We start from the raw sequence: 19,229 nt of genomic DNA, 5'->3' as shown, positions 1-19,229 counted from the left end.
GCCGGCCTCGGCCGGGGCGCCGATCGCCGGGCGTACGCCGGCCGGCGCAACCCCCTGCGTACGCCGCCCGGGGTTGCCCCGGCCCCTGCCGGGTACCCGGCAGGCCATGAAGTGGCAGCAGGTCCAGGGCGGTCCCTCCGCGGTGTACGTGGCGGTGCTCGACCCGGGCGAGGACGCGGTCGCCGAGCTGACCGCCTTCGCCCGTGACCGGTCGCTGGGTGCCTCCCAGGTGACCGCGGTCGGCGCCTTCTCCGAGGCGGTCGTCGGCTGGTTCGACCGGCAGGCCAAGGACTACCGGCGCATCCCGGTCCCGGAGCAGTGCGAGGTGCTGTCCCTCATCGGGGACATCGCCGTCGCCGACGACGGCCCCACCCCGCACCTGCACGCCGTACTGGGCCTGTCCGACGGCTCCACCCGCGGCGGCCACCTGCTGTCCGGCCGGGTCTGGCCGACGCTGGAGGTCGTCGTCCGGGACAGCCCGGTGGAGCTGGCCAGGACCCACCGTCCCGACATCGGCCTGGCCCTGATCGACCTGGGCTGAGCCGGTCGCCGCGACCCGGTTTACCGGCCCCGGTGCGGGCTACGCGGGCCGCGGACGATCCCGTACCGACACCCAGGGAGGCGCGACATGACACGGCGCATCCGAGACGTGATGTCACCGGCGGCGGTGGCCGTCGAACCCATGACGACGGTGGCGCGGGCGGCCCGGCTCATGCGCGAGGAGGACGTCGGCGACGTCCTGGTGACCTACGACTGCGACCTGTTCGGTGTCCTCACCGACCGTGACATCGTGCTCCGCGGCGTCGCCGCGGGCCGGGACCCCGACGCCACCACGGTCGGCGCGGTGTGCACACCCCCGCCCGTCGTCACCCTCGAACCCGACGACACCACCGACCACGCCGCCGAGCTGATGCGCCACCACGCGGTGCGCCGGCTCCCGGTCGTCGAGCACGGCGGCGTCCCGGTCGGCGTGGTCACCCTCGGCGACCTCGCCGTCGGCGACGACCCGCACTCCGCGCTCGCGGACATCAGCCGGGCCGCACCCGGCCACTGACACCCCACCACCGGGGAGGAACGGCATGAGCGAACCGCTCCACGCGCGGAGCGCGCTGCGGCTGAGGCTGCTGCTGTCGGCGCTCTTCGTGCCGCTGTTCCTCGCCGGGACCGTGTTCTTCGGCGTGTGGGCCGCCGACACCGGCGCCGGCGACAGCCCGGGCCGCGGCACCCTCGTGGTCATCGCCGTCGTGTGCGGGGCGTTGGCCCTGCTGGCGGCGGCCGACCTGCTGGTGGTGATCCGCCGGCTGAGAAGCGCACGCGGGACCAGGACCCGGTGATCCGGAAGGGGACGGAGGAGACGACATGGCGCCCACGGCACGCACACCCGCGGCACGCACCCCGCAGGACCGCCGCGCCACCACCCGCACCGCACGGCTGCGCAGCCGGATCCCGGAACCCGACGAGGAACCCGATCTGCTCGGCCAGTACCTGACCCAGATCGGCGCCACGCCCCTGCTGACCGCCGAGGACGAAGTGCGGCTCGCCACCCGCATCGAGGCGGGGGTACGGGCCAGGGAGGAACTGGAGGCGGCCGACACCGGCGAGCCCGCGCCCACGCCCGCGCGGCGCCGCACGCTGGAGGAGGCCGTCCACGACGGGCAGGAGGCCAAGGACCACATGGTGCGGGCCAACCTGCGGCTGGTGGTGTCGATGGCCAAGCGCCACGCCCACCGCGGGCTGCCCCTCCTCGACGTCATCCAGGAGGGCAACCTCGGACTGATCCGGGCCGTGGAGAAGTTCGACCACACCAAGGGCTTCAAGTTCTCCACGTACGCCACCTGGTGGATCCGCCAGGCCATCGAACGGGGCCTGGCCACTCACGCCCGCACGGTACGGCTGCCGGTCCACGTCGTGGAGCAGTTGCAGAAGCTCGCCAAGGTGGAACGCAAGCTACGCGCGGGCCTCGACCGCGAGCCGACCACCGAGGAGGTCGCCGCCGAGAGCGGCATCGACGTGGACAAGGTCGTCTGGCTGCGCCGCGTCGGACGGGACGCGGTCAGCCTGGACACCCCCGTGGACGAGACCGGCGACACCGTCGTCGGCGACCTCATCCCCGACACGGAGGTGCTGCGCGCCCCGGAGGTCGCCGAGTTCCAGGCGCTCGCGGCGGAACTGCGGGAGGCCGTCGGCACCCTCGCACCCCGCGAGTCCCTGATCCTCAGCCTGCGCTACGGCCTGCACGACGGCCGCCCGCGCACCCTGCAACAGGTCGCCCAGCACGTGGGCCTCACCCGCGAACGCGTCCGCCAGCTGGAGAAGGAGTCCCTCGCCCACCTGCGCGCCCCCGAGCACCGGGAGCGCCTCCTCGACTGGGCGAGCTGACCCGGACCTATTGCGGCTGCGTCCGCAGCCTCGCCCCCTGCCGGAGCAGTTCGCGCTGGACCAGCCGGTAGGGCAGACCACGCGGTCCGCGCCCGTGCCGGACGGTCAGCGCCGCGCACACCCCGGCCGCGTGCCCGGTCGCCATGGCGATGGGCATCACCCGGTACGACGAGTGCGCCACATGCGTCCCGGAGATGCAACGGCCCGCCACCAGCAGCCGGTCGGTGCCCCGGGGCAGCAGACAGCGCAGCGGGATGTCGTAGAAGCTGCCCCGCGGCACCCGCTTGAGGACGGTGCCGGAACCGCGCGGATTGTGGATGTCGACCGGATAGGCACCGTGCGCGATCACGTCCGGGAAGGCGCGCGCCGCCAGGATGTCGTGACCGGTCAGCTGGTAGTCGCCGAGCACCCGCCGGCTCTCCCGCACCCCGATGTGGGTGCCGCTCTGCACCACGTATGACTCCTCGAAACCGGGCACGCGGGTGCGCAGGAAGCGGTCGATCTGGGCCAGCTGGTGCCGGGCCGTGTACTCGGCGCGGGTGAGGTCCCAGACGCTGGTGCCGAGGACCCGGTTGACCCGGGTGCTGTTCACGGCGACCTCGCGCGGGTGCGGGGTCGCGAAGAAGAGGATGTCCTCGCGCGGCAGCCGCAGTTCACCGCCCGCCCGGGCCTCCTCGATCAGGTCCCACAGCCCGTGCACGCCCCGCCACTGGTCGGGGTGCTCGCGCACGTACGCGGCGAAGTCCGGCCGGGCGAAGTCGGCGACCCGGAACATCAGCGTCATCGGCTGCACCAGACCGTCCTCAGGCCGCCCGATCTCGTACGGCGCCCCGCAGGCCGACGCCACGTCGCCGTCGCCCGTGCCGTCCACGACCACCCCCGCGTCGATCACCACCGGCCCCGACTTGGTCTCGAACACCACCCGCCAGCCCGCACCGTCGTCCAGCGGCAGCGCCCCGGAGGCGAAGGAGTGGAACAGCATCCGCACCCCCGACTCGTCCATCATCTCCAGCAGGGAGAGCTTGAACAGCTCCGGATCGAAGGGGACCGTGTACCCGGTCTTCGGAGAGGGCGGCAGACAGCCGCCGCGTCCCGTCAGCCGGTCGAGCAACTGCCACAGGACGCCCGCGACCACCGGCTCGCCCTCGCCGTGGTCGGTGGGCAGCAGCCGCGAGGTGTCCCCGGCCTCGGTGAACGCGGCCTGCTTGTGCTCGTTGTGGAACGACATCAGCGGCATCACCAGCGCCACGGTCGCGTTGCCGCCGAGGAAGCCGTACCGCTCCACCAGGACGGTGTCGGCGCCGGCGTCGGCCGCGCCGACCGCGGCCGCGAACCCGGCGGGGCCGCCGCCCACCACCAGGACGTCGCAGCGGCCCCCGTGCCGGGCGGGCCGGGGCGGCAGAGTGACGGTGCGGGACTCGCGGGGCTCTTCCAGGATCGGCATCGCTCACCTCCGGGTCAGGCGTTCAGCGGCCGAGGCTCGGTGAGGTACGGCCCGTCACCGCCGGGCCGGTGGCCGGTGGGCCCGTCATCGGCGTGCCCGTCACCGGTGGGCCGCTCGTCGGCCGGCTCCGGTCCCGCCGCGGGGGCGTCTCCCGGTCCCGCCGCGGGGGCGTCGCCCGATCCGCGGGCGGCACCGACCTCGTCGAGCAGGGACCCGCACCGCTCGCAGGTCTCCCGCGCCGACGCGGACAGCTCGCCCATCCGGGCCCGCAGGTCGTCCCGGCGCTGCGGATACTCGTCCCAGAGCCGGTCGACCTCCGCCAGCAGCAGCCCCGCCTGCTCCCGCGCCACCCCCACCAGCGCTGGGGCGCCCAGCCGCCGCGCGAAGTCGAAGACCTTGCCGGAGTACGGCAGCGGCAGCACCGGTACGCCGGTGAGCGCGGCGAAGATCACGAAGTGCAGGCGCATGCCCACGGCCACATCCAGGTGGCGCATGAAGCCGAGGACCTGCCCCGGGCTGTAGTCGCCGTGCAGGATGCGGCCCTGGTCCGGGGCCGTCATGTGGGACAGCACGGCGTGCGCGTGCCGTACGTCGTGCCGTTCCATCGGCAGAAACACCACGCGCGCGTCCAGCCGGCGGACCAGGAAGTCCGCGACGTCGGCGAGCAGCGCGTGGTAGTCGCCCTCGTCGAGCTTCTCGGCGGCCCGGCCCGGCTCGCGCACCGACATCCCCACCAGCCGGGCCCCGGACGGGATGCCCTCGTCGCGCATCATCGCCTCGGTGAACGGCTCCGGCGCCAGCAGCAGCGCCGGGTCGGCGGTCACCGCGACCTCCCGCTCCAGGCCGACCTCCTCCAGCACCAGCCGCGACTCCTCGTCCCGCACCACGACGTCGTCCATCTCGGCCAGCACCGTGCGCACCGCGTCCCGGTCCTCGGCGTCCGTCAGCGGCCCGGCGCCGACGGCGTAGGCGAAGGTGGGCACGTGCCGGGTCTGCGCGGCGCGCACCAGCCGCAGATAGCGCCGCGCCTCGCCGTCGTAGAGGATGCCGCCGCCGCCCAGCACCAGGAGGTCCAGGCCGGGCAGCACGTCGAGGACGTGATTGCGGCTGACGCCCTCCCACGGCACCACCTCGTCGGCGTCGGGGTGGTGGGCGCGGGTGTGCTCCGCGTTCCGGCTCAGGACGACGAGGTGCGCGTCCGGCCGCCGGGCGCGCAGACAGCTCAGGACGCAGGTCAGGATCGCCTCGTCGCCGATGTTGAAGCCGCCGTAGGAGCCCAGCACGCCGATGCGCGGGCCCCGGCTGGCGGGGTGCGGATGCGAGGGCCGAAGGTTCATCCGGGGCTCCCGTGACGTCGGAATCGGCCGGTGCGCGCCGGTCTCGGTGCGTGGGGCCGCGCACGGTGCCGGGTTGCCTGCGCCGCATCCCGGAAACACCCTGACCGAAGAACATGCTGACCAAGAGCCCTGACCAAGAGCCCTGACCAAGAGCCCTGACCAAGAGCCCTGACCAAGAGCCCTGGCCGAGAGCCGTGACCAAGGGCCACGACCGAGAGCCCCGACCACGAACCACCCGTACCCGACCCGACCAGGAGCACCGGTGAACGTCTCTCTCAGCGTCTGGCTGCTGACCGTCGCGGGTCTGTGCGTCCTCGTCGCCGCCGATTTCTTCATCGGGCGCAAACCGCACGACGTGTCCATCCGGGAGGCCGGTATCTGGACGGCCGTCTGGGTGGCCCTGGCCTGTCTGTTCGGCGTGGGGCTGCTCGTGTTCGGCGGCGGCGGACCCGGCGGCGAGTTCTTCGCGGGGTACCTCACCGAGAAGTCCCTCAGCGTGGACAACCTCTTCGTCTTCGTCCTGATCATGGCGAAGTTCGCGGTGCCCTCGCAGTACCAGCAGCGGGTGCTGATGGTCGGCGTGCTGGTGGCCCTGGTGCTGCGCGCGGCGTTCATCGCGGCGGGCGCGGCGATCATCTCCGCCTTCTCCTGGGTGTTCTACCTCTTCGGCGCCTTCCTGATCTGGACCGCCTGGAAGCTCATCCAGGACGCCCGCAAGGACGAGCACGAGCAGGAGTACGAGGAGAACAAGCTGCTGAGGTCGATCGAGCGCCGCTTCGGCGTCGCCGACCGGTACCACGGCACCCGGCTGTGGGTGGAGGAGAACGGCAGGCGGGTGATGACCCCGATGCTGGTCGTGATGCTCGCCATCGGGTTCACCGACATCCTGTTCGCCCTGGACTCCATCCCCGCCATCTACGGACTGACCCAGGACCCGTACATCGTCTTCACGGCCAACGCGTTCGCCCTGATGGGCCTGCGCCAGCTGTACTTCCTCATCGGCGGCCTGCTGAAGAGGCTGGTGCACCTGTCCTACGGCCTGTCCGTCATCCTCGGTTTCATCGGCGTCAAGCTGGTGCTGCACGCCCTGCACGAGTCCGGCGTCCACGTGCCCGAGATCGGCATCCCGTTCTCGCTCGGGTTCATCGTGCTGGTCCTCGCGGTCACCACGGCGAGCAGCCTGTGGGTCACGAGGCGGCAGGAGCGGGCCTGACGCCCACGGTGTGGGCTACTCCACCAGCTCCTGGGTGCCCAGGACCGTGAGCAGGGCCAGCCGCTCCGCGTCCGCGGTGCCCGGCTCGGCCGTGTAGACCATGATCCGCAGATCGCTGCCCGCCACACCGAGCACGTCGCAGTCCAGGGTGAGGGCCCCCACCCGCGGATGGTCGACGATCTTGCGGGCCGCCTCGTGCCGGCCTACCGCGTCCGCCCGCCACAGCTCGGCGAACCGCTCGCTGCGGGCGCGCAGTTCCGCGACCAGCCGGGCGAGCGGGCGGTCGGCGGGATAGCGGGCGGTGGTGGCGCGCAGGTCCGCGACGAGGGCCGCCTCGAAGGCCCGGCGCTCCTCGGGCGTGTACCGGGCCCGGCTGCCCGGCCCGACGAAGTTGCGCCACACCCCGTTGCGCTCCGCGCCCCGCCACCGGGACGGGTCGCCCATCAGCGCCGCGTAGGGCGGATTGGCGAGCAGCAGCGTCCACGCCGCGTCGTACACGGCGACCGGGGTGCCGGCCAGCCGGTCGAGCAGCCGGTGAACGCTCGGCGGGATGTACGCCGGAACCGTCTCGGGACCCGGCGGCACCAGCCCGGCCAGCCGGAACAGGTGCGCGCGCTCCTCGGGCGGCAGCCGCAGCGCCCGTACGAGGGCCTCGACGACCTGGGCCGAGGGGTTGGCCGCCCGGCCCTGTTCGAGGCGGGTGACGTAGTCGACGGAGACACCGGCCAGCAGGGCCAGCTCCTCGCGCCGCAGCCCCGCCGCCCGCCGGTGCCCGCCCGCGGGCAGCCCCGCCGACTCGGGCGAGACCCGGTCCCTGCGCAGCCGCAACGCCCGCCCGAACTCCGTAGCCGTCATGGTCCCCAGTGAACACCGCGGTCGCCGGGTCTTCCTGGTACCCGTGGTCCCAGGAAGACGGGACGCCTGGCTGCCCGCACCGGTGCGCCGCAGGCTGGAGCCCATGACCACCACACTGATCACCGGAGCCAACAAGGGCCTCGGCTTCGAGACGGCCCGCCGCCTCGTCGCCGCGGGCCACACCGTCTACGTCGCCGCCCGCGACCCCGAGCGCGGCCGCCGCGCCGCCGCGGAACTGGGCGCCCGCCCGCTCGTCCTGGACGTCACCGACGACGCGTCCGTCGCCGCCGCCGTGCGGACCGTCGAGGCCGACGGCGGCCTCGACGTCCTGGTCAACAACGCCGGCATCGAGCAGCGCGGCGAGGACAACTCCGTGACCGGGGCCGACGGCACGACCGCGGACCTGCTGCGCACCGTCTTCGAGACCAACGTCTTCGGGCTGGTGCGCGTGACCCACGCCTTCCTGCCCCTGCTGCGCCGCTCCACCGCGCCCGTCGTGGTCAACGTGAGCAGCGGGCTGGCCTCGCTGACCGGACTGACCTCACCGGACAGCCCCGGGTACGGCTACCCGGGCCTCGCCTATCCGGCGTCGAAGACCGCGGTCAACGCGCTGACCGTGCAGTACGCGAAGGCGTTGCCCGGGATGCGGATCAACGCGGTCGAACCCGGCTTCACCGCGACCGACCTGAACGGCAACACCGGCACGCAGACCGTGGCCGAGGGAGCCGAGGTCATCGTCCGGATGGCGCGGCTGGGCCCGGACGGACCCACCGGGGGCTACTTCGACGCGGCGGGTCCGCTGCCCTGGTAGCGCCGGGGGCGGCCGTCCGCCGCGCAGGTAGCGGGGCTCTAACAGCCGGCCGGTGTGGGCCTGCCGCGCGAGACCACCCGGGTGCCGTGCTCGTCGACGACGCGGGCCTGGAGCGAACCGCAGGCGCACCGGGTCCACAGGGTGCCGCCCGCCCCGGTGGGGTGGGCGGACAGCACCTGGAAGGGCTCGGCACCGTCGGGCCACCCGCAGTGCGGGCAGACGACACCGGTCGTGCTGGGCATGGCGACTCCTCGTGCGTCAGTGGTACGTCGGGATGCTCGTGTGGGCTCTTGGTCCCACCGTGGCGCCACTGACAGGGTGCGGCCACGGATCCGTTCACGTCCAGGTTGACTTTACGGACTCCACCGTGAAGCGTGCACTTCATGATTGATCTGCGCAGGCTGCACGTGCTGCGGGCGGTCGCCCACTACGGCACCGTCACCGCGGCGGCCCGTGCTCTGCACTTCACCCCCTCGGCCGCCTCGCAGCAGATCCGGCAGCTCGCCCGGGACCTGGACGTCGACCTGCTGGAGCCGCAGGGGCGCGGGGTACGGCTCACCGCGGCCGCGGAGAGCCTGCTGGAACACGCGGACGCGATCGAGGCCCGCTGGGACGAGGCCGAACTGGATCTGCGCGCGGGGGAGGGGACCCCCGCCGGGCCGCTGCGGGTGACGGGGTTCCCGGTGGCCGTCTCCGTCCTGCTGGCGCCGATGGCGGCGCGGCTGCGGGAGCGGCACCCCCGGCTGTCGGTGCGGATCCGGGAGGTCGAGGTGGCGGAGAGCTTCGACCTGCTCTTCGAGGGGGAGAGCGATCTGGCGGTGGTGGAGGCGACGCCCTCCAACCCGCCGGCCGCCGACGCCCGCTTCGACCAGCGGCCGCTGCTGGACGACCCCTTCGACCTGGTTGTCCCCGAGGACCATGCGCTGGCCGGACGGGACGGGGCCGACCTCGCCGACGTGGCGCACGAGCCCTGGATCGCGCCGGTGCCGCAGAGCCCCTGCCGGCCGCACGTGATGTCGGCGTGCGGTGCCGCCGGCTTCACCCCCGACGTGGTCCACCACGCGCTGGACTGGAACGTCACCGCCCACCTGGTCGCCCACGGGCTCGGCGTCGCCCTGGTGCCCCGGCTCGCCCAGCTGACGCCCGAGCTGCCGATCGTCCGGGTGCCCTGCGTCAACCGGCCGCACCGCAAGCTGCTGACCTGCACCCGCAGCGGCGGCCACCGCCGTGCGGCGGTCGCGGCCGCGCTGGAGGAACTGCGCACGCTGGCCGCGGCGGCGGTGGCCTGACATGCGCCGGTGACCCGACATGCGGCGGTGGCGTGCAATGCGGCGGTGACCCGACACGCGGCGGTAATCCGACACGCCCGACACACGGTGGGACCGGGGCTCGACCGAGCCCCGGTCCCACCGCGAAATGCGTTCTCTCGCGCCGGTCAGGCGGCGAGGGCGTCGTCCGCGTGGCCGTGCAGCTGGGCGACGACCTCGGTCAGCTGGGCGGCGACCTCGGCGTCGTCGGCCGGGTGGGTCTCGGCGAAGCGGGTCACCGAGCCGGGGATGGCCAGCTTGATGTCCTCGATCACCTTGCCGCCGGCGATGCCCACGGCCTTGCGGGCCTCGTCCTGCGCCCACACGCCGCCGTACTGGCCGAAGGCGGTGCCGACCACGGCGACGGGCTTGCCGGTGAAGGCGCCGGCGCCGTAGGGGCGGGACAGCCAGTCGATGGCGTTCTTCAGGACGGCCGGAATGGTGCCGTTGTACTCGGGGGAGAAGAGCAGGAACGCCTGCGCGCCCTGGGCGGCCTCGCGCAGCTTCGCGGCGGCGGCCGGGACGCTGCCCTCGACGTCGATGTCCTCGTTGTAGAAGGGGACGTCGGCGAGCCCCTCGAACAGCTGCACCTCGGCGCCCTCCGGCGCGTACTTGACGGCCGCCTCGGCGAGCTGACGGTTGTGCGAACCGGCGCGAAGGCTGCCGACGAGCGCAAGGATGCGGACAGACATGAGTACTCCCACTGCTGAACAGGTGATGACGGGCGGGCCGAAACACTGCGGTAACGATCCGGACCGAGGTCCGTTTAATTTCTAACATCTCAAGCGGACCGCGGTCCAGTTTTCTTCCCGATGCTTTACGCTGGCTTCATGTCCGCCGCTCCGCCGCCCTTCCCGCAGCCCCAGGAGAACGCCGGTCCGCCCGAGCTGCTGCAACTCGGCACCGGGACCGACGAGGACGAGCCGTGCCTGCGCGCCGACGCCGCGCGCAACCGCGCCCGGCTCCTGGAGGCCGCCGAACGGCTGGTCGCCGAGCACGGCGCGGGCGCCCTCACCATGGAGGCGGTGGCCGCCGCCGCGCGCGTGGGCAAGGGCACCGTCTTCCGCCGCTTCGGCGACCGCACCGGGCTGCTCGCGGCGCTGCTCGACCACTCCGAGCGGAAGTTCCAGGCCGCGCTGCTGAGCGGCCCGCCGCCCCTGGGCCCCGGCGCACCCCCCGTCGAGCGGCTGCGGGCCTTCGGCTGCGCGCTGCTGCGCCGCTCCATCGACGAACTCGACCTGCTCCTGGCCGGGGAACCCAGCGCCGAACGCCGCCACACCTTCCCGCCGCGCCGTTTCCTGCGCCATCACGTGGCGCTGCTGATGCGGGAGGCCGTGCCGGACGCCGACAGCGAACTCCTCTCGCACACCCTGATGGCCTACCTCGACGCCGCCCTGATCCACCACCTCACCCAGCAGTGCGGGCTGCCCGCCGAACGGGTGCGGGCGGGCTGGCTCGACCTGGTCGCGCGGCTCACCCGCACCGACCCCCCGGCTCCCGAGGCCGACCCTCCGGCTCCCGAGGCCGACACGCCGGTCCCCGCGCGCGCCACGCCGGTCCTCGCGGGCGACACGCCGAGTCTCGGGGCCGACACGCCGAACCCCACGGACGACACCCCGGCCGCCGCTCCGTCGGCCTGAACTCCGTTCGCCCCGGACCACGTTGCCCCGCCCGCCGTGCCGCGTCCGGCTTCTGCCAGGATGCCGTACGTCATGGTGCAGATACCGAATCCGCCGCCCCCCGAGCCCTCCGCAGCGCGCTCCGTGCCCACGAGCGCCGACGTGGCCCGCCTGGCCGGCGTCTCGCGCGCGACCGTCTCCTACGTCCTCAACAACACCGGCGCCGTACGGATCAGCGAACCCACCCGCCGCCGCGTCCGCGAGGCGGCCCGGGAACTCGGCTACGTCCCGCACGCCGCCGCCCGCTCCCTGCGGGCCGGGCACAGCCGCATGGTCCTGATGCCGGCTCCGTCCTTCCCCGCAGGCCCGCTCTACAGCCGCTTCCTCAGCGGACTCCAGTGGGCGCTCGGCCGCCTCGACTACACCGTCGTGCAGTACGGCACCGTCGGCGTCCACGGCGACGAGGCCGCCCGGGCCTGGGCCGAGCTGCGCCCGGTCGCCGTCCTCGCTCCCGGTTCCGACCTGGGCCCGCGGGGTGTGGAGATCCTCAAGCGCTCCGGCGCCCGGGCGGTCGTCACCCTCGGCCCGGAGGCCGTCGAGGGAGCACACGCCCTGCTCACCGACCAGGAGGGCGTCGGCCGCGGCGCCACCCGCCACCTGTACGACCGCGGACGGCGCAGGATCGGCGTCGTCGTGCCCGCGGAACACGGCCTGGACGTCTTCTCGGCCCCGCGCCTCGACGGCGCCCGGCAGGCGGTGGCCGGCACCGACGCCACCGTCACCGAGCTGCCCCTGCGCTACGAGGAACGGGACGCCGCCCGCCTCGCGGCGCGCTGGCGTCCCCTGGGGCTCGACGCGGTGTTCGCGTACAACGACGAGTACGCGATGCTGCTGATGCGGGCCCTTCAGGACGAGGGCCTCGACATCCCCGGCGACGCCGCCCTGATCGGCGCCGACGACCTGATGCTGGGGCGGCTGCTGCGGCCCAGGCTGAGCACCGTCCACCTGGAGCTGCCGGCCGGCCGCGACCTGGCCGCACTCGTCGACCGGGCGGTGCACGACCCCGGCGCCGCGCCCGAGCGGCACAAGGTGCTGGGCGCGACGGTGGTGCACCGGGAGTCGAGCTGACCGGCGCCCGGACCGGGTGCTACTGGCCCTCCTGGCCGTTCTGCCCAGCCTGCGCCTGCTGCTCGGCGACCGCCTTGCGGACCTCGTCCATGTCCAGCTTCCGGGCCTGACCGATCACGTCGGTGAGGGCCGCCTCCGGCAGCGCGCCCGGCTGTGCGAACACGGCCACCTGCTCCCGCACGATCATCAGGGTCGGGATCGAACTGATGCCGAAGGCCTGCGCCAGCTCGGGCTGCGCCTCGGTGTCCACCTTGCCGAACACCAGGTCCGGGTTGGCCTCCGCCGCCTTCTCGTAGACCGGCCCGAACTGCTTGCACGGACCGCACCACTCCGCCCAGAAGTCGATCAACACGAACTCGTTCTCCGTGACCGTCTGGTCGAAGTTCTCCTTGGTGAGTTCCACGGTGCTGGTCATGAGGTATCCCTCTTCCTGGTTTCGGGGGAGAAGCCGTCGGCACAACACTGCCGACCTGGTGGGTATTCCGCGCACGTACCCATGTGGCCACGCCGCACACCACCCACCAGACTGACCCCATGACGCAATCGGATTCCCTCACGTACGACGTCGTGGTGATCGGCGCGGGCCCCGTCGGTGAGAACGTCGCCGACCGCACCCGCGCGGCCGGGCTGTCCACCGCGATCGTGGAGAGCGAACTGGTCGGCGGCGAATGCTCCTACTGGGCGTGCATGCCCAGCAAGGCCCTGCTGCGCCCGGTCCTCGCCCGCGCGGACGCCCGCCGCCTGCCCGGCCTCGCCCAGGCCGTCCAGGACCCCCTCGACGCGCAGGCCGTCCTCTCCCGCCGCGACGAGTTCACCTCGCACTGGAAGGACGACGGCCAGGTCCAGTGGGTCGAGGGCATCGGCGCCGACCTGTACCGGGGCCAGGGACGGCTCGCTGGACCGCGCACGGTCGAGGTGGCCGGCCCCGACGGCACCCGCAAGACCCTGACCGCCCGGCACGCGGTCGCCGTCTGCACCGGCAGCGCCGCCGCCCTGCCCCCGCTGCCCGGACTGGCCGAGGTACGCCCCTGGACCAGCCGCGAGGCCACCAGCGCCAAGGGCGCGCCCGGTCGCCTCCTCGTGGTCGGCGGCGGAGTCGTCGCCGTCGAGATGGCCACCGCCTGGCAGGCTCTCGGCTCCCGGGTCACGATGCTGGTGCGCGGACACGGCGGCCTGCTTCCCCGGATGGAGCCGTTCGTCGGGGAACTGCTCGCCGAGGCGCTCACCGAGGCCGGCGTGGACCTCCGCACCGGCGTCTCCGTCGAGTCCGTCACCCGCGAGAACGGCACCGTCGTCGCCGTCACCGACTCCGGTGACCGTCTGGAGGCCGACGAGATCCTCTTCGCCACCGGCCGGACGCCCCGCACCGGCGACATCGGCCTGGAGACCGTCGGACTGGAACCGGGCTCCTGGCTGGAGGTCGACGACAGCCTCCGGGTCGCGGGCCACGACTGGCTCTACGCGGTCGGCGACGTCAACCACCGTGCCCTCCTCACCCACCAGGGCAAGTACCAGGCACGCATCGCGGGCGCCGCCATCGCCGCCCGCGCCTCCGGAGTGCCGAGCCTGGAGTCCGACCCGTGGGGCGCGCACACCGCGACCGCCGACCACGAGGCCGTTCCCCAGGTGGTCTTTACCGACCCCGAGGCGGCGTCCGTCGGCCTGAGCCTGGCCGAGGCCGAGCAGGCGGGCCACCGCGTCCGCGCCGTCGACGTCGACATCGCGGTGGCGGGCTCCAGCCTGTACGGCGACGGCTACAAGGGCCGCGCCCGCATGGTGGTCGACCTGGAGGACGAGATCGTCCGCGGTGTCACCTTCGTCGGCCCCGGCGTCGGCGAGATGATCCACTCCGCGACCGTCGCCGTCGCCGGGCAGGTGCCGATCAGCCGCCTGTGGCACGCGGTCCCGTCGTACCCGACGATCAGCGAGGTGTGGCTGAGGCTGCTGGAGGCCTACCGGGACAACTGACACTTCCCGTCACACCGACCGGGCCCGGAGGCCTCCGGGCCCGGTCGCCGGCCCCGGAGGCCGGCGCCGACGGTCGGTCTCGGAGGCCGGCGCGACGGTCGGTCGCGGAGATGGGCGTTGGTCGGTGGTCGGCCCGGGAAGTCGGGGCCGGTGGCTGATCAGAGCGCCGGCCGGGCAGTTCGCCACTCTGCGCCGACGGCGCTCGCGGCCGGTGTCGGTGTCGGTGTCGGTGTCGGCCCGTACGGTCGGTGCCGAGGGGTGGCGCCGGGCCGGTGGCTGGTCAGGCCGCCGGGCCGGGCAGGTCGAAGCCCAGTGCCGACGCCGCCCGCTCCGGCGTCGGCTGGGACCAGAGGTCAGCCATCGCGGCGTTCGAGGCCAGCGAGCGCAGTTCGGCCCGGTCCAGGTACAGCGTGCCGTCGAGGTGATCCGTCTCGTGCTGCACGATCCGGGCCGGCCAGCCCGCGAACACCTCGTCCACCGCCCGCCCGTGCTCGTCCCGCGCCCGCAGCCGCACCTCGGCGTGGCGCGCCACCACCGCCTGCCAGCCCGGCACGCTCAGACAGCCCTCGAAGAACGCGGCCCGCCCGCCGCCGACCGGTTCGTACGACGGGTTCACCAGCACCCGGAAGGGCTGCGGCACCCGCCCACGCGCCACTCGCACCTCGTCCGGCACCGGCGCCGGATCCTCGATCACCGCGATCCTCAGCCCCACCCCGACCTGCGGTGCGGCCAGGCCGACGCCGGGCGCCGCGTGCATGGTCAGCCGCAGTGCCTCGACGAACCGCTCGAAGAGCGCGGGCGCCAACTGCCCGTCGTACGGCTCGGCCGCGCGCCGCAGCACCGGACCCCCGGCCGCGACGATCGGCAACGGGCCGTCGACGGCAAGCAGTTCCTCGACCCGCTCGGCAAGCGGGGCACGATCACTCGGAGTTCCCATCGCGGTTCCCATCGGGCCAGGATGCCACGCTCCGAGTGACCGTTCAGGCCTCGGCGAAGTCGCCCGCGAGGGCCGACGCGATCCGCAGCTGGGCGTCGGCCTCCTCCTGCCGCCCCTGCCGTTCCAGGGTGCGGCCCAGCATCAGCCGGGCGTACTGCTCGACGGGGTCGCGCTCGACGAGGAGCCGCAGCTCGGCCTCCGCGCGCCGCAGTTGCGCCGAGTGGTAGTAGGAACGCGCCAGCAGCAGCCGCGGGCCGGTCTGCTCGGGCACCTCCGCGACCAGTCCGTCCAGGACGCGTGCCGCGGCGGCGTAGTCCTTGGCGTCGAAGAACATCCGCGCGCGCTCCCAGCGCTCCGCCGGCGTTCCGTGGTCGTAGTACGTCGTGTTCACTCGAGACCTCCTTCGACCCCTGCAACCACACCACACCGTTGAACATTCCACTACTGATGGGGTGCGTGCGCGGCCCTGTAGCCCGCGACGGTGACGGCCCGCCGTCCGTCTGACGCGGAGGGCCGGCCGGGGCTAGGTTGGTCGGTATGAGCAACCTTGATCGCGAGGCCGTTCCCAGCCTGTGCGGCGGCCGCGGCTTCGTGGTGACGGACCCCGTACGGGAGCTTCTCAGCCCTCGCAACGTCAAGCTCGGCGAGTCCACCGAGGTCCGCCGACTGCTGCCCAACCTGGGCCGGCGCATGGTCGGCGCCTGGTGCTTCGTCGACCACTACGGCCCCGACGACATCGCCGACGAGCCCGGTATGCAGGTGCCGCCGCACCCGCACATGGGCCTTCAGACGGTGAGCTGGCTGCACGAGGGCGAGGTGCTCCACCGCGACTCCACCGGCAGCCTGCAAACCATCCGCCCACGTCAGCTGGGCCTGATGACCTCGGGCCGCGCGATCAGCCACTCGGAGGAGAGCCCGCGCCCGCACGCCCGCCTGCTGCACGGCGCCCAGCTGTGGGTGGCCCTCCCGGACGCTCACCGCCACACCGACCCGCACTTCGAGTTCCACGCCGAGCTGCCCAGGGTCACGGCCCCGGGCCTGGCGGCCACCGTGCTCCTCGGCACCCTGGACACCGCCACCTCACCCGGCACCACGTACACCCCGCTCGTCGGCGCCGACCTGGCCCTCACCGGCGGCACGGACGTACGCCTGCCGCTGGAACGGGACTTCGAGTACGCCGTACTGGCCATGAGCGGCGAGGCCCACGTCGACGGCGTGCCCCTGGTGCCGGGCTCGATGCTCTACCTCGGCTGCGGACGCGACGAGTTGCCCCTGCGCGCCGACTCGGACGCGGGGCTGATGCTCCTGGGCGGTGAGCCGTTCGAAGAGGAGTTGATCATGTTCTGGAACTGGATCGGACGGTCGCAGGAGGAGATCGTACAGGCCCGCCGGGACTGGATGGAAGGGACACGGTTCGGTGAGGTCAAGGGGTATGACGGCGTCCCGCTGCCTGCCCCTGCGCTGCCGACGGTGCCACTGAAGCCGCGCGGAAGGGAACGCTGACCTGCGGGAATGGCCGATGAGCTGGTGCCGGCCAGTCGGCCGGCCGTCCTCCGTCGTCCCTCATGGGTACCTTGCGGGCGAGGGACGGCAGGGCGTGCTGTTAGCTCGATGTGTTGCGCCATGCCTGTCGAGGGTGTGGCCATCTGCGGGTGGCTGTGGCAGGACACTTGCTAACCCTTTGCTCACTCTACTGACGCGTCATCATGTTCCGGTGGCCTTCGTGGCTGACCTCTGGGCGCGGTGGCGTCGTCAGCGTGGCTGGATGACCACCGCGTGGATAGCGAGCCTGTGGGTGACCGGCACACGCTCGGCCGCACGGACTCGCTGCTTGGCCCATCGTATTGTGGGGGTTCTACAAGCGGCGTCAATGGCTGTGACGGTGAGGCTTGTGGTGCTGCCTTCTTGGAGGAGAGCCATATCGGAGCGCTCGTAGCAGGCTTCTCGGCGGCTGGTCGTACCGCGTACATGAGCCTCTGAGAATCCGTGAATCACGGCCCTGTCGTGGCCTGGGGAGCCGGGTCCAGGATGGAGCGGATCCGGCGCAGTCCTTCGTGGTTGACGGAGAACCAGGCCCAAGTACCGCGCCGTTCGCGGTCCAGGAGCCCTGCCTCAGTCATGATCTTCAAGTGGTGACTGACTGTGGACTGGCGCAGCCCCAGGCTGTCGGCCAGATCGCACACGCAGGCCTCGCCATCGGGGGTCCGTTCCAGGAGTCGGAACAATTGCAGGCGGGTGGGGTCGGCGATGGATCTCAGTATCGTGGACAGCTGTTCGGCTTCTGATCGCTCCAGGGGCTGGCAGTTCAGCCCGGGCCCGCATGAGCCGCCTTCGAAGAACCCGTCATCCGACATCTGCAGATCTATGACAGTCACCCGTCAACCATAGACGCAGTGTGATCACCTTGACACGATCGAATATGGCCGGACTGCGAGTTCACCTGATGTTGGGCAGCTGCTAGGGCAGGCCCCTCCGTTTCGGTCCTTGGTGGCTATGGCTTTGTGGCAGCCGTAGTTGGTGCCGTGTACCAGGCGATGAGCGCAGCGGCGGACGAGGTCAACGCGAGAACGGCGAACAGGTGGGGGTAGCCGCCGAGAGGGGCGGCCAGGGCGGTGCCGGCGAACGGAGCGAGTGCGGAGGCGGTCGTCGTGGGGGCGGCGAGGATGCCGGAGAGGCGGCCGTAGCGATTGGCGCCCCATCGGTCTGTGATGGCGGTGGCCTGCAGCAGGGTCAGGTTGCCGCGGACGGTGCCGGCGATTACGGCCAGCGCCGCAAGAACCCCGTAAGGGCCGGGAATGAGCGCGAAGGCCGCGGTGGTCAGTCCTCCCATGCCGATCAGCACTGCTGCGCGTAGAGCGGGGGAGCTGCGGCGGGCCAGTGAGGCGTAGAGGGTGCGGCCGAGGGTCTGGCCGGCTCCGCCCAGCCCCAGGGCCCAGGCGGCTTCGGCAGCGGTGTAGCCGCGGTCGAGCAGCAGGGGGACGAGGGTGATGACGACGGCGTACGTTGCGAACGCCGACAGGGTCAGAGCCGTTGCCAGAAGAAGGAAGGGACGGCTACGCGTGATGACGACTGTAGATGCGGTCTCACCTGTTGTGCTCGGGGATGGGGCGGGGGGCCATGGGCCGCGCAGGGCATAGGCGTGTAGGGGCACCGTCACTGTGGCCAGGACGAGAGCCAGAAGCAGGTAGGTGTGCCGCCAACTGAAGTGGTTGGCCAACTGGGCGGTGAGTGGTGCGAAGACGGTCGATGCCAGGCCGCCGGCAAGAGTGACGATCGTCAGCGCACGTACGTGGTTGGGGGCCCACCAGCGGGTAAGCGCCGCGAACGCGGGTTGGTAGAAGGTGGAGGCCATGGCGAAACCGGCCAGTAGCCATCCGGCGGTGAACAGGGTCAGGTTGGGGGCGCTGGCGATGATGACCAAGCTGACTGTGCCGACCACCGATCCGACGGTCATGACGGTGCGAGGGCCTCGGGCATCGAGGATACGGCCGATGCTGATGCCCGCAACAGCCGACATCAGCAGGGCAGCGGAGAACGCGGCCGTGGTTGCGGTGGCGCTCCAGCCGGTGGCCATGGTGATCTGTGGGTTGAGGACCGGAAAGGCGTAGTAGACGATGCCCCAGCTGGTGATCTGGGTCAGGCACAGGGCGGGGAGAGCCGCCCCCGGCCGCGCCGGCCGGTCGAGGGCGGTGGTTGCGGGGGAGCGGTAGCTCATGCGCCGGTCAGCAACAACTGGCTGTGGTGGTCTGCGGCCCGGTCTGGACGGCATCGGTGGACGCGCAACAGGTGCTGCTGGGTTGCTTGGCCAGGGTGTCGGCGTCCGCCTTCACGACGTACACCTCCCACGCCTCCTGGCCGGGGCCGTGTACCCACACCTTGTCCTGCAGGGCGTAGCAGCAGGTGGTGTCGTTCTCTTCGCGGGTGCTCAGCCCGGCCTGGTTCAGCCGGGCGGTGGCTGCCGCAACGTCCTCGGTGGATGCCACCTCGACACCGAGGTGGTCCAGGCGAGTGTCCGCGCCTCCTTCTCCCTCGATCAGAACGAGCTTGAGTGGCGGCTCGGTGACCGCGAAGTTCGCATAGCCATCACGGAGCTTGGCCGGCTCGGTGTCGAACAGCTTGCTGTAGAAGGCGACGGCTGCCTGCACGTCGGGTACTCGCAGGGCGAGTTGTATCCGGGACATGGGGACATTCCTCCTGCCGGTTCAGTGGTACGCGTTTCCCGCGGCCGCAA

At 72.5% G+C, this 19,229-nt stretch carries 21 protein-coding genes and 1 pseudogene; 11 read left to right on the top strand and 11 right to left on the bottom strand.

Translation table 11 applies throughout. From position 1 onward, the window contains the following. Positions 1 to 106 precede the first annotated feature (106 nt). The 4 genes from B9W62_RS03765 to B9W62_RS03750 all read left to right on the top strand — a co-directional run bounded on the left by B9W62_RS03765 (position 107) and on the right by B9W62_RS03750 (position 2,379). Complete coding sequence (locus B9W62_RS03765) at positions 107 to 541, top strand: PPC domain-containing DNA-binding protein (protein ID WP_087805183.1); 435 nt, start codon at positions 107 to 109, stop codon at positions 539 to 541. Between the two features lie 87 nt (positions 542 to 628). Further along, a complete protein-coding gene (locus B9W62_RS03760) occupies positions 629 to 1,054 on the top strand; it encodes a CBS domain-containing protein (RefSeq protein ID WP_087805181.1) in 426 nt (141 codons plus the stop codon). Positions 1,055 to 1,079: 25 nt separating this feature from the next. Continuing rightward, the gene (locus B9W62_RS03755; RefSeq protein WP_087805180.1) at positions 1,080 to 1,334 is read left to right on the top strand and encodes a DUF6343 family protein; all 255 of its coding nucleotides are present in this window, start codon (positions 1,080 to 1,082) and stop codon (positions 1,332 to 1,334) included. 25 nt (positions 1,335 to 1,359) lie between these two features. Further along, entirely contained in the window at positions 1,360 to 2,379 is a 1,020-nt protein-coding gene (locus B9W62_RS03750; protein WP_087805178.1) for a sigma-70 family RNA polymerase sigma factor, read from the top strand. Between the two features lie 7 nt (positions 2,380 to 2,386). Here the strand turns inward: B9W62_RS03750 and B9W62_RS03745 are convergent, their stop codons facing one another. Both B9W62_RS03745 and B9W62_RS03740 read right to left on the bottom strand, forming a co-directional pair. Further along, positions 2,387 to 3,823 (bottom strand): FAD-dependent oxidoreductase, encoded by a 1,437-nt coding sequence (locus B9W62_RS03745; protein WP_087805176.1) that lies wholly within the window; start codon positions 3,821 to 3,823, stop codon positions 2,387 to 2,389. Between the two features lie 14 nt (positions 3,824 to 3,837). Further along, positions 3,838 to 5,160, bottom strand: coding sequence for a polysaccharide pyruvyl transferase family protein (locus B9W62_RS03740; RefSeq protein WP_087805174.1), 1,323 nt, complete (start codon positions 5,158 to 5,160; stop codon positions 3,838 to 3,840). 262 nt (positions 5,161 to 5,422) lie between these two features. Here B9W62_RS03740 and B9W62_RS03735 point away from each other — a divergent pair, with 262 nt between their 5' ends. Further along, positions 5,423 to 6,373: a TerC family protein gene (locus B9W62_RS03735; RefSeq protein WP_087805172.1), complete on the top strand. Its 951-nt coding sequence runs from the start codon at positions 5,423 to 5,425 to the stop codon at positions 6,371 to 6,373. Between the two features lie 15 nt (positions 6,374 to 6,388). On the opposite strand, the gene B9W62_RS03730 is transcribed toward B9W62_RS03735, so the two are convergent. Then, a complete protein-coding gene (locus B9W62_RS03730) occupies positions 6,389 to 7,228 on the bottom strand; it encodes a helix-turn-helix transcriptional regulator (protein WP_087805170.1) in 840 nt (279 codons plus the stop codon). A gap of 103 nt (positions 7,229 to 7,331) precedes the next feature. Here B9W62_RS03730 and B9W62_RS03725 point away from each other — a divergent pair, with 103 nt between their 5' ends. Then, on the top strand, positions 7,332 to 8,039 hold the full coding sequence (locus B9W62_RS03725) for an SDR family NAD(P)-dependent oxidoreductase (RefSeq protein ID WP_087805168.1): 708 nt from the start codon (positions 7,332 to 7,334) through the stop codon (positions 8,037 to 8,039). Between the two features lie 38 nt (positions 8,040 to 8,077). Here B9W62_RS03725 and B9W62_RS03720 read toward each other — a convergent pair whose 3' ends face one another. Then, complete coding sequence (locus B9W62_RS03720; protein ID WP_087805167.1) at positions 8,078 to 8,281, bottom strand: hypothetical protein; 204 nt, start codon at positions 8,279 to 8,281, stop codon at positions 8,078 to 8,080. A 141-nt stretch (positions 8,282 to 8,422) separates the two neighbouring features. On the opposite strand from B9W62_RS03720, the gene B9W62_RS03715 reads away from it, so the two are divergent. Then, positions 8,423 to 9,328, top strand: coding sequence for a LysR family transcriptional regulator (locus B9W62_RS03715; RefSeq protein WP_087811717.1), 906 nt, complete (start codon positions 8,423 to 8,425; stop codon positions 9,326 to 9,328). Positions 9,329 to 9,474: 146 nt separating this feature from the next. Here the strand turns inward: B9W62_RS03715 and B9W62_RS03710 are convergent, their stop codons facing one another. After that, entirely contained in the window at positions 9,475 to 10,038 is a 564-nt protein-coding gene (locus tag B9W62_RS03710) for an NAD(P)H-dependent oxidoreductase (RefSeq protein ID WP_087805165.1), read from the bottom strand. Positions 10,039 to 10,176: 138 nt separating this feature from the next. Here B9W62_RS03710 and B9W62_RS03705 point away from each other — a divergent pair. Continuing rightward, positions 10,177 to 10,860, top strand: a pseudogene (locus tag B9W62_RS03705) (TetR/AcrR family transcriptional regulator); the annotation flags it as partial. Between the two features lie 198 nt (positions 10,861 to 11,058). Beyond that, positions 11,059 to 12,093 (top strand): LacI family DNA-binding transcriptional regulator, encoded by a 1,035-nt coding sequence (locus tag B9W62_RS03700; protein WP_087805163.1) that lies wholly within the window; start codon positions 11,059 to 11,061, stop codon positions 12,091 to 12,093. A gap of 19 nt (positions 12,094 to 12,112) precedes the next feature. On the opposite strand, the gene trxA is transcribed toward B9W62_RS03700, so the two are convergent. After that, positions 12,113 to 12,508, bottom strand: coding sequence for a thioredoxin (trxA, locus tag B9W62_RS03695; RefSeq protein ID WP_087805162.1), 396 nt, complete (start codon positions 12,506 to 12,508; stop codon positions 12,113 to 12,115). A 119-nt stretch (positions 12,509 to 12,627) separates the two neighbouring features. Between trxA and B9W62_RS03690 the strand changes: the two genes are divergently transcribed. Next, positions 12,628 to 14,061, top strand: coding sequence for a dihydrolipoyl dehydrogenase family protein (locus B9W62_RS03690; protein WP_087805160.1), 1,434 nt, complete (start codon positions 12,628 to 12,630; stop codon positions 14,059 to 14,061). Between the two features lie 280 nt (positions 14,062 to 14,341). Here the strand turns inward: B9W62_RS03690 and B9W62_RS03685 are convergent, their stop codons facing one another. Both B9W62_RS03685 and B9W62_RS03680 read right to left on the bottom strand, forming a co-directional pair. Further along, positions 14,342 to 14,998, bottom strand: a complete 657-nt coding sequence (locus B9W62_RS03685; RefSeq protein WP_087805158.1) for a peptide deformylase — start codon at positions 14,996 to 14,998, stop codon at positions 14,342 to 14,344. Between the two features lie 43 nt (positions 14,999 to 15,041). Continuing rightward, positions 15,042 to 15,389: a tetratricopeptide repeat protein gene (locus B9W62_RS03680; RefSeq protein ID WP_087805156.1), complete on the bottom strand. Its 348-nt coding sequence runs from the start codon at positions 15,387 to 15,389 to the stop codon at positions 15,042 to 15,044. Positions 15,390 to 15,535: 146 nt separating this feature from the next. Between B9W62_RS03680 and B9W62_RS03675 the strand changes: the two genes are divergently transcribed. Further along, positions 15,536 to 16,501: a pirin family protein gene (locus B9W62_RS03675; RefSeq protein ID WP_087805154.1), complete on the top strand. Its 966-nt coding sequence runs from the start codon at positions 15,536 to 15,538 to the stop codon at positions 16,499 to 16,501. A gap of 488 nt (positions 16,502 to 16,989) precedes the next feature. Here the strand turns inward: B9W62_RS03675 and B9W62_RS03670 are convergent, their stop codons facing one another. The 3 genes from B9W62_RS03670 to B9W62_RS03660 all read right to left on the bottom strand — a co-directional run bounded on the left by B9W62_RS03670 (position 16,990) and on the right by B9W62_RS03660 (position 19,179). Continuing rightward, positions 16,990 to 17,352, bottom strand: a complete 363-nt coding sequence (locus B9W62_RS03670) for an ArsR/SmtB family transcription factor (protein ID WP_087811716.1) — start codon at positions 17,350 to 17,352, stop codon at positions 16,990 to 16,992. A gap of 137 nt (positions 17,353 to 17,489) precedes the next feature. Beyond that, complete coding sequence (locus B9W62_RS03665; protein WP_087805152.1) at positions 17,490 to 18,713, bottom strand: MFS transporter; 1,224 nt, start codon at positions 18,711 to 18,713, stop codon at positions 17,490 to 17,492. 7 nt (positions 18,714 to 18,720) lie between these two features. Then, positions 18,721 to 19,179 (bottom strand): ArsI/CadI family heavy metal resistance metalloenzyme, encoded by a 459-nt coding sequence (locus tag B9W62_RS03660; protein WP_087805150.1) that lies wholly within the window; start codon positions 19,177 to 19,179, stop codon positions 18,721 to 18,723. Positions 19,180 to 19,229: the final 50 nt, after the last annotated feature.

The organism is Streptomyces sp. CS113 (genome assembly GCF_002188365.1).
GTDB lineage: Bacteria > Actinomycetota > Actinomycetes > Streptomycetales > Streptomycetaceae > Streptomyces > Streptomyces tendae.
This window is presented reverse-complemented; position numbering and strand designations above follow the sequence as displayed.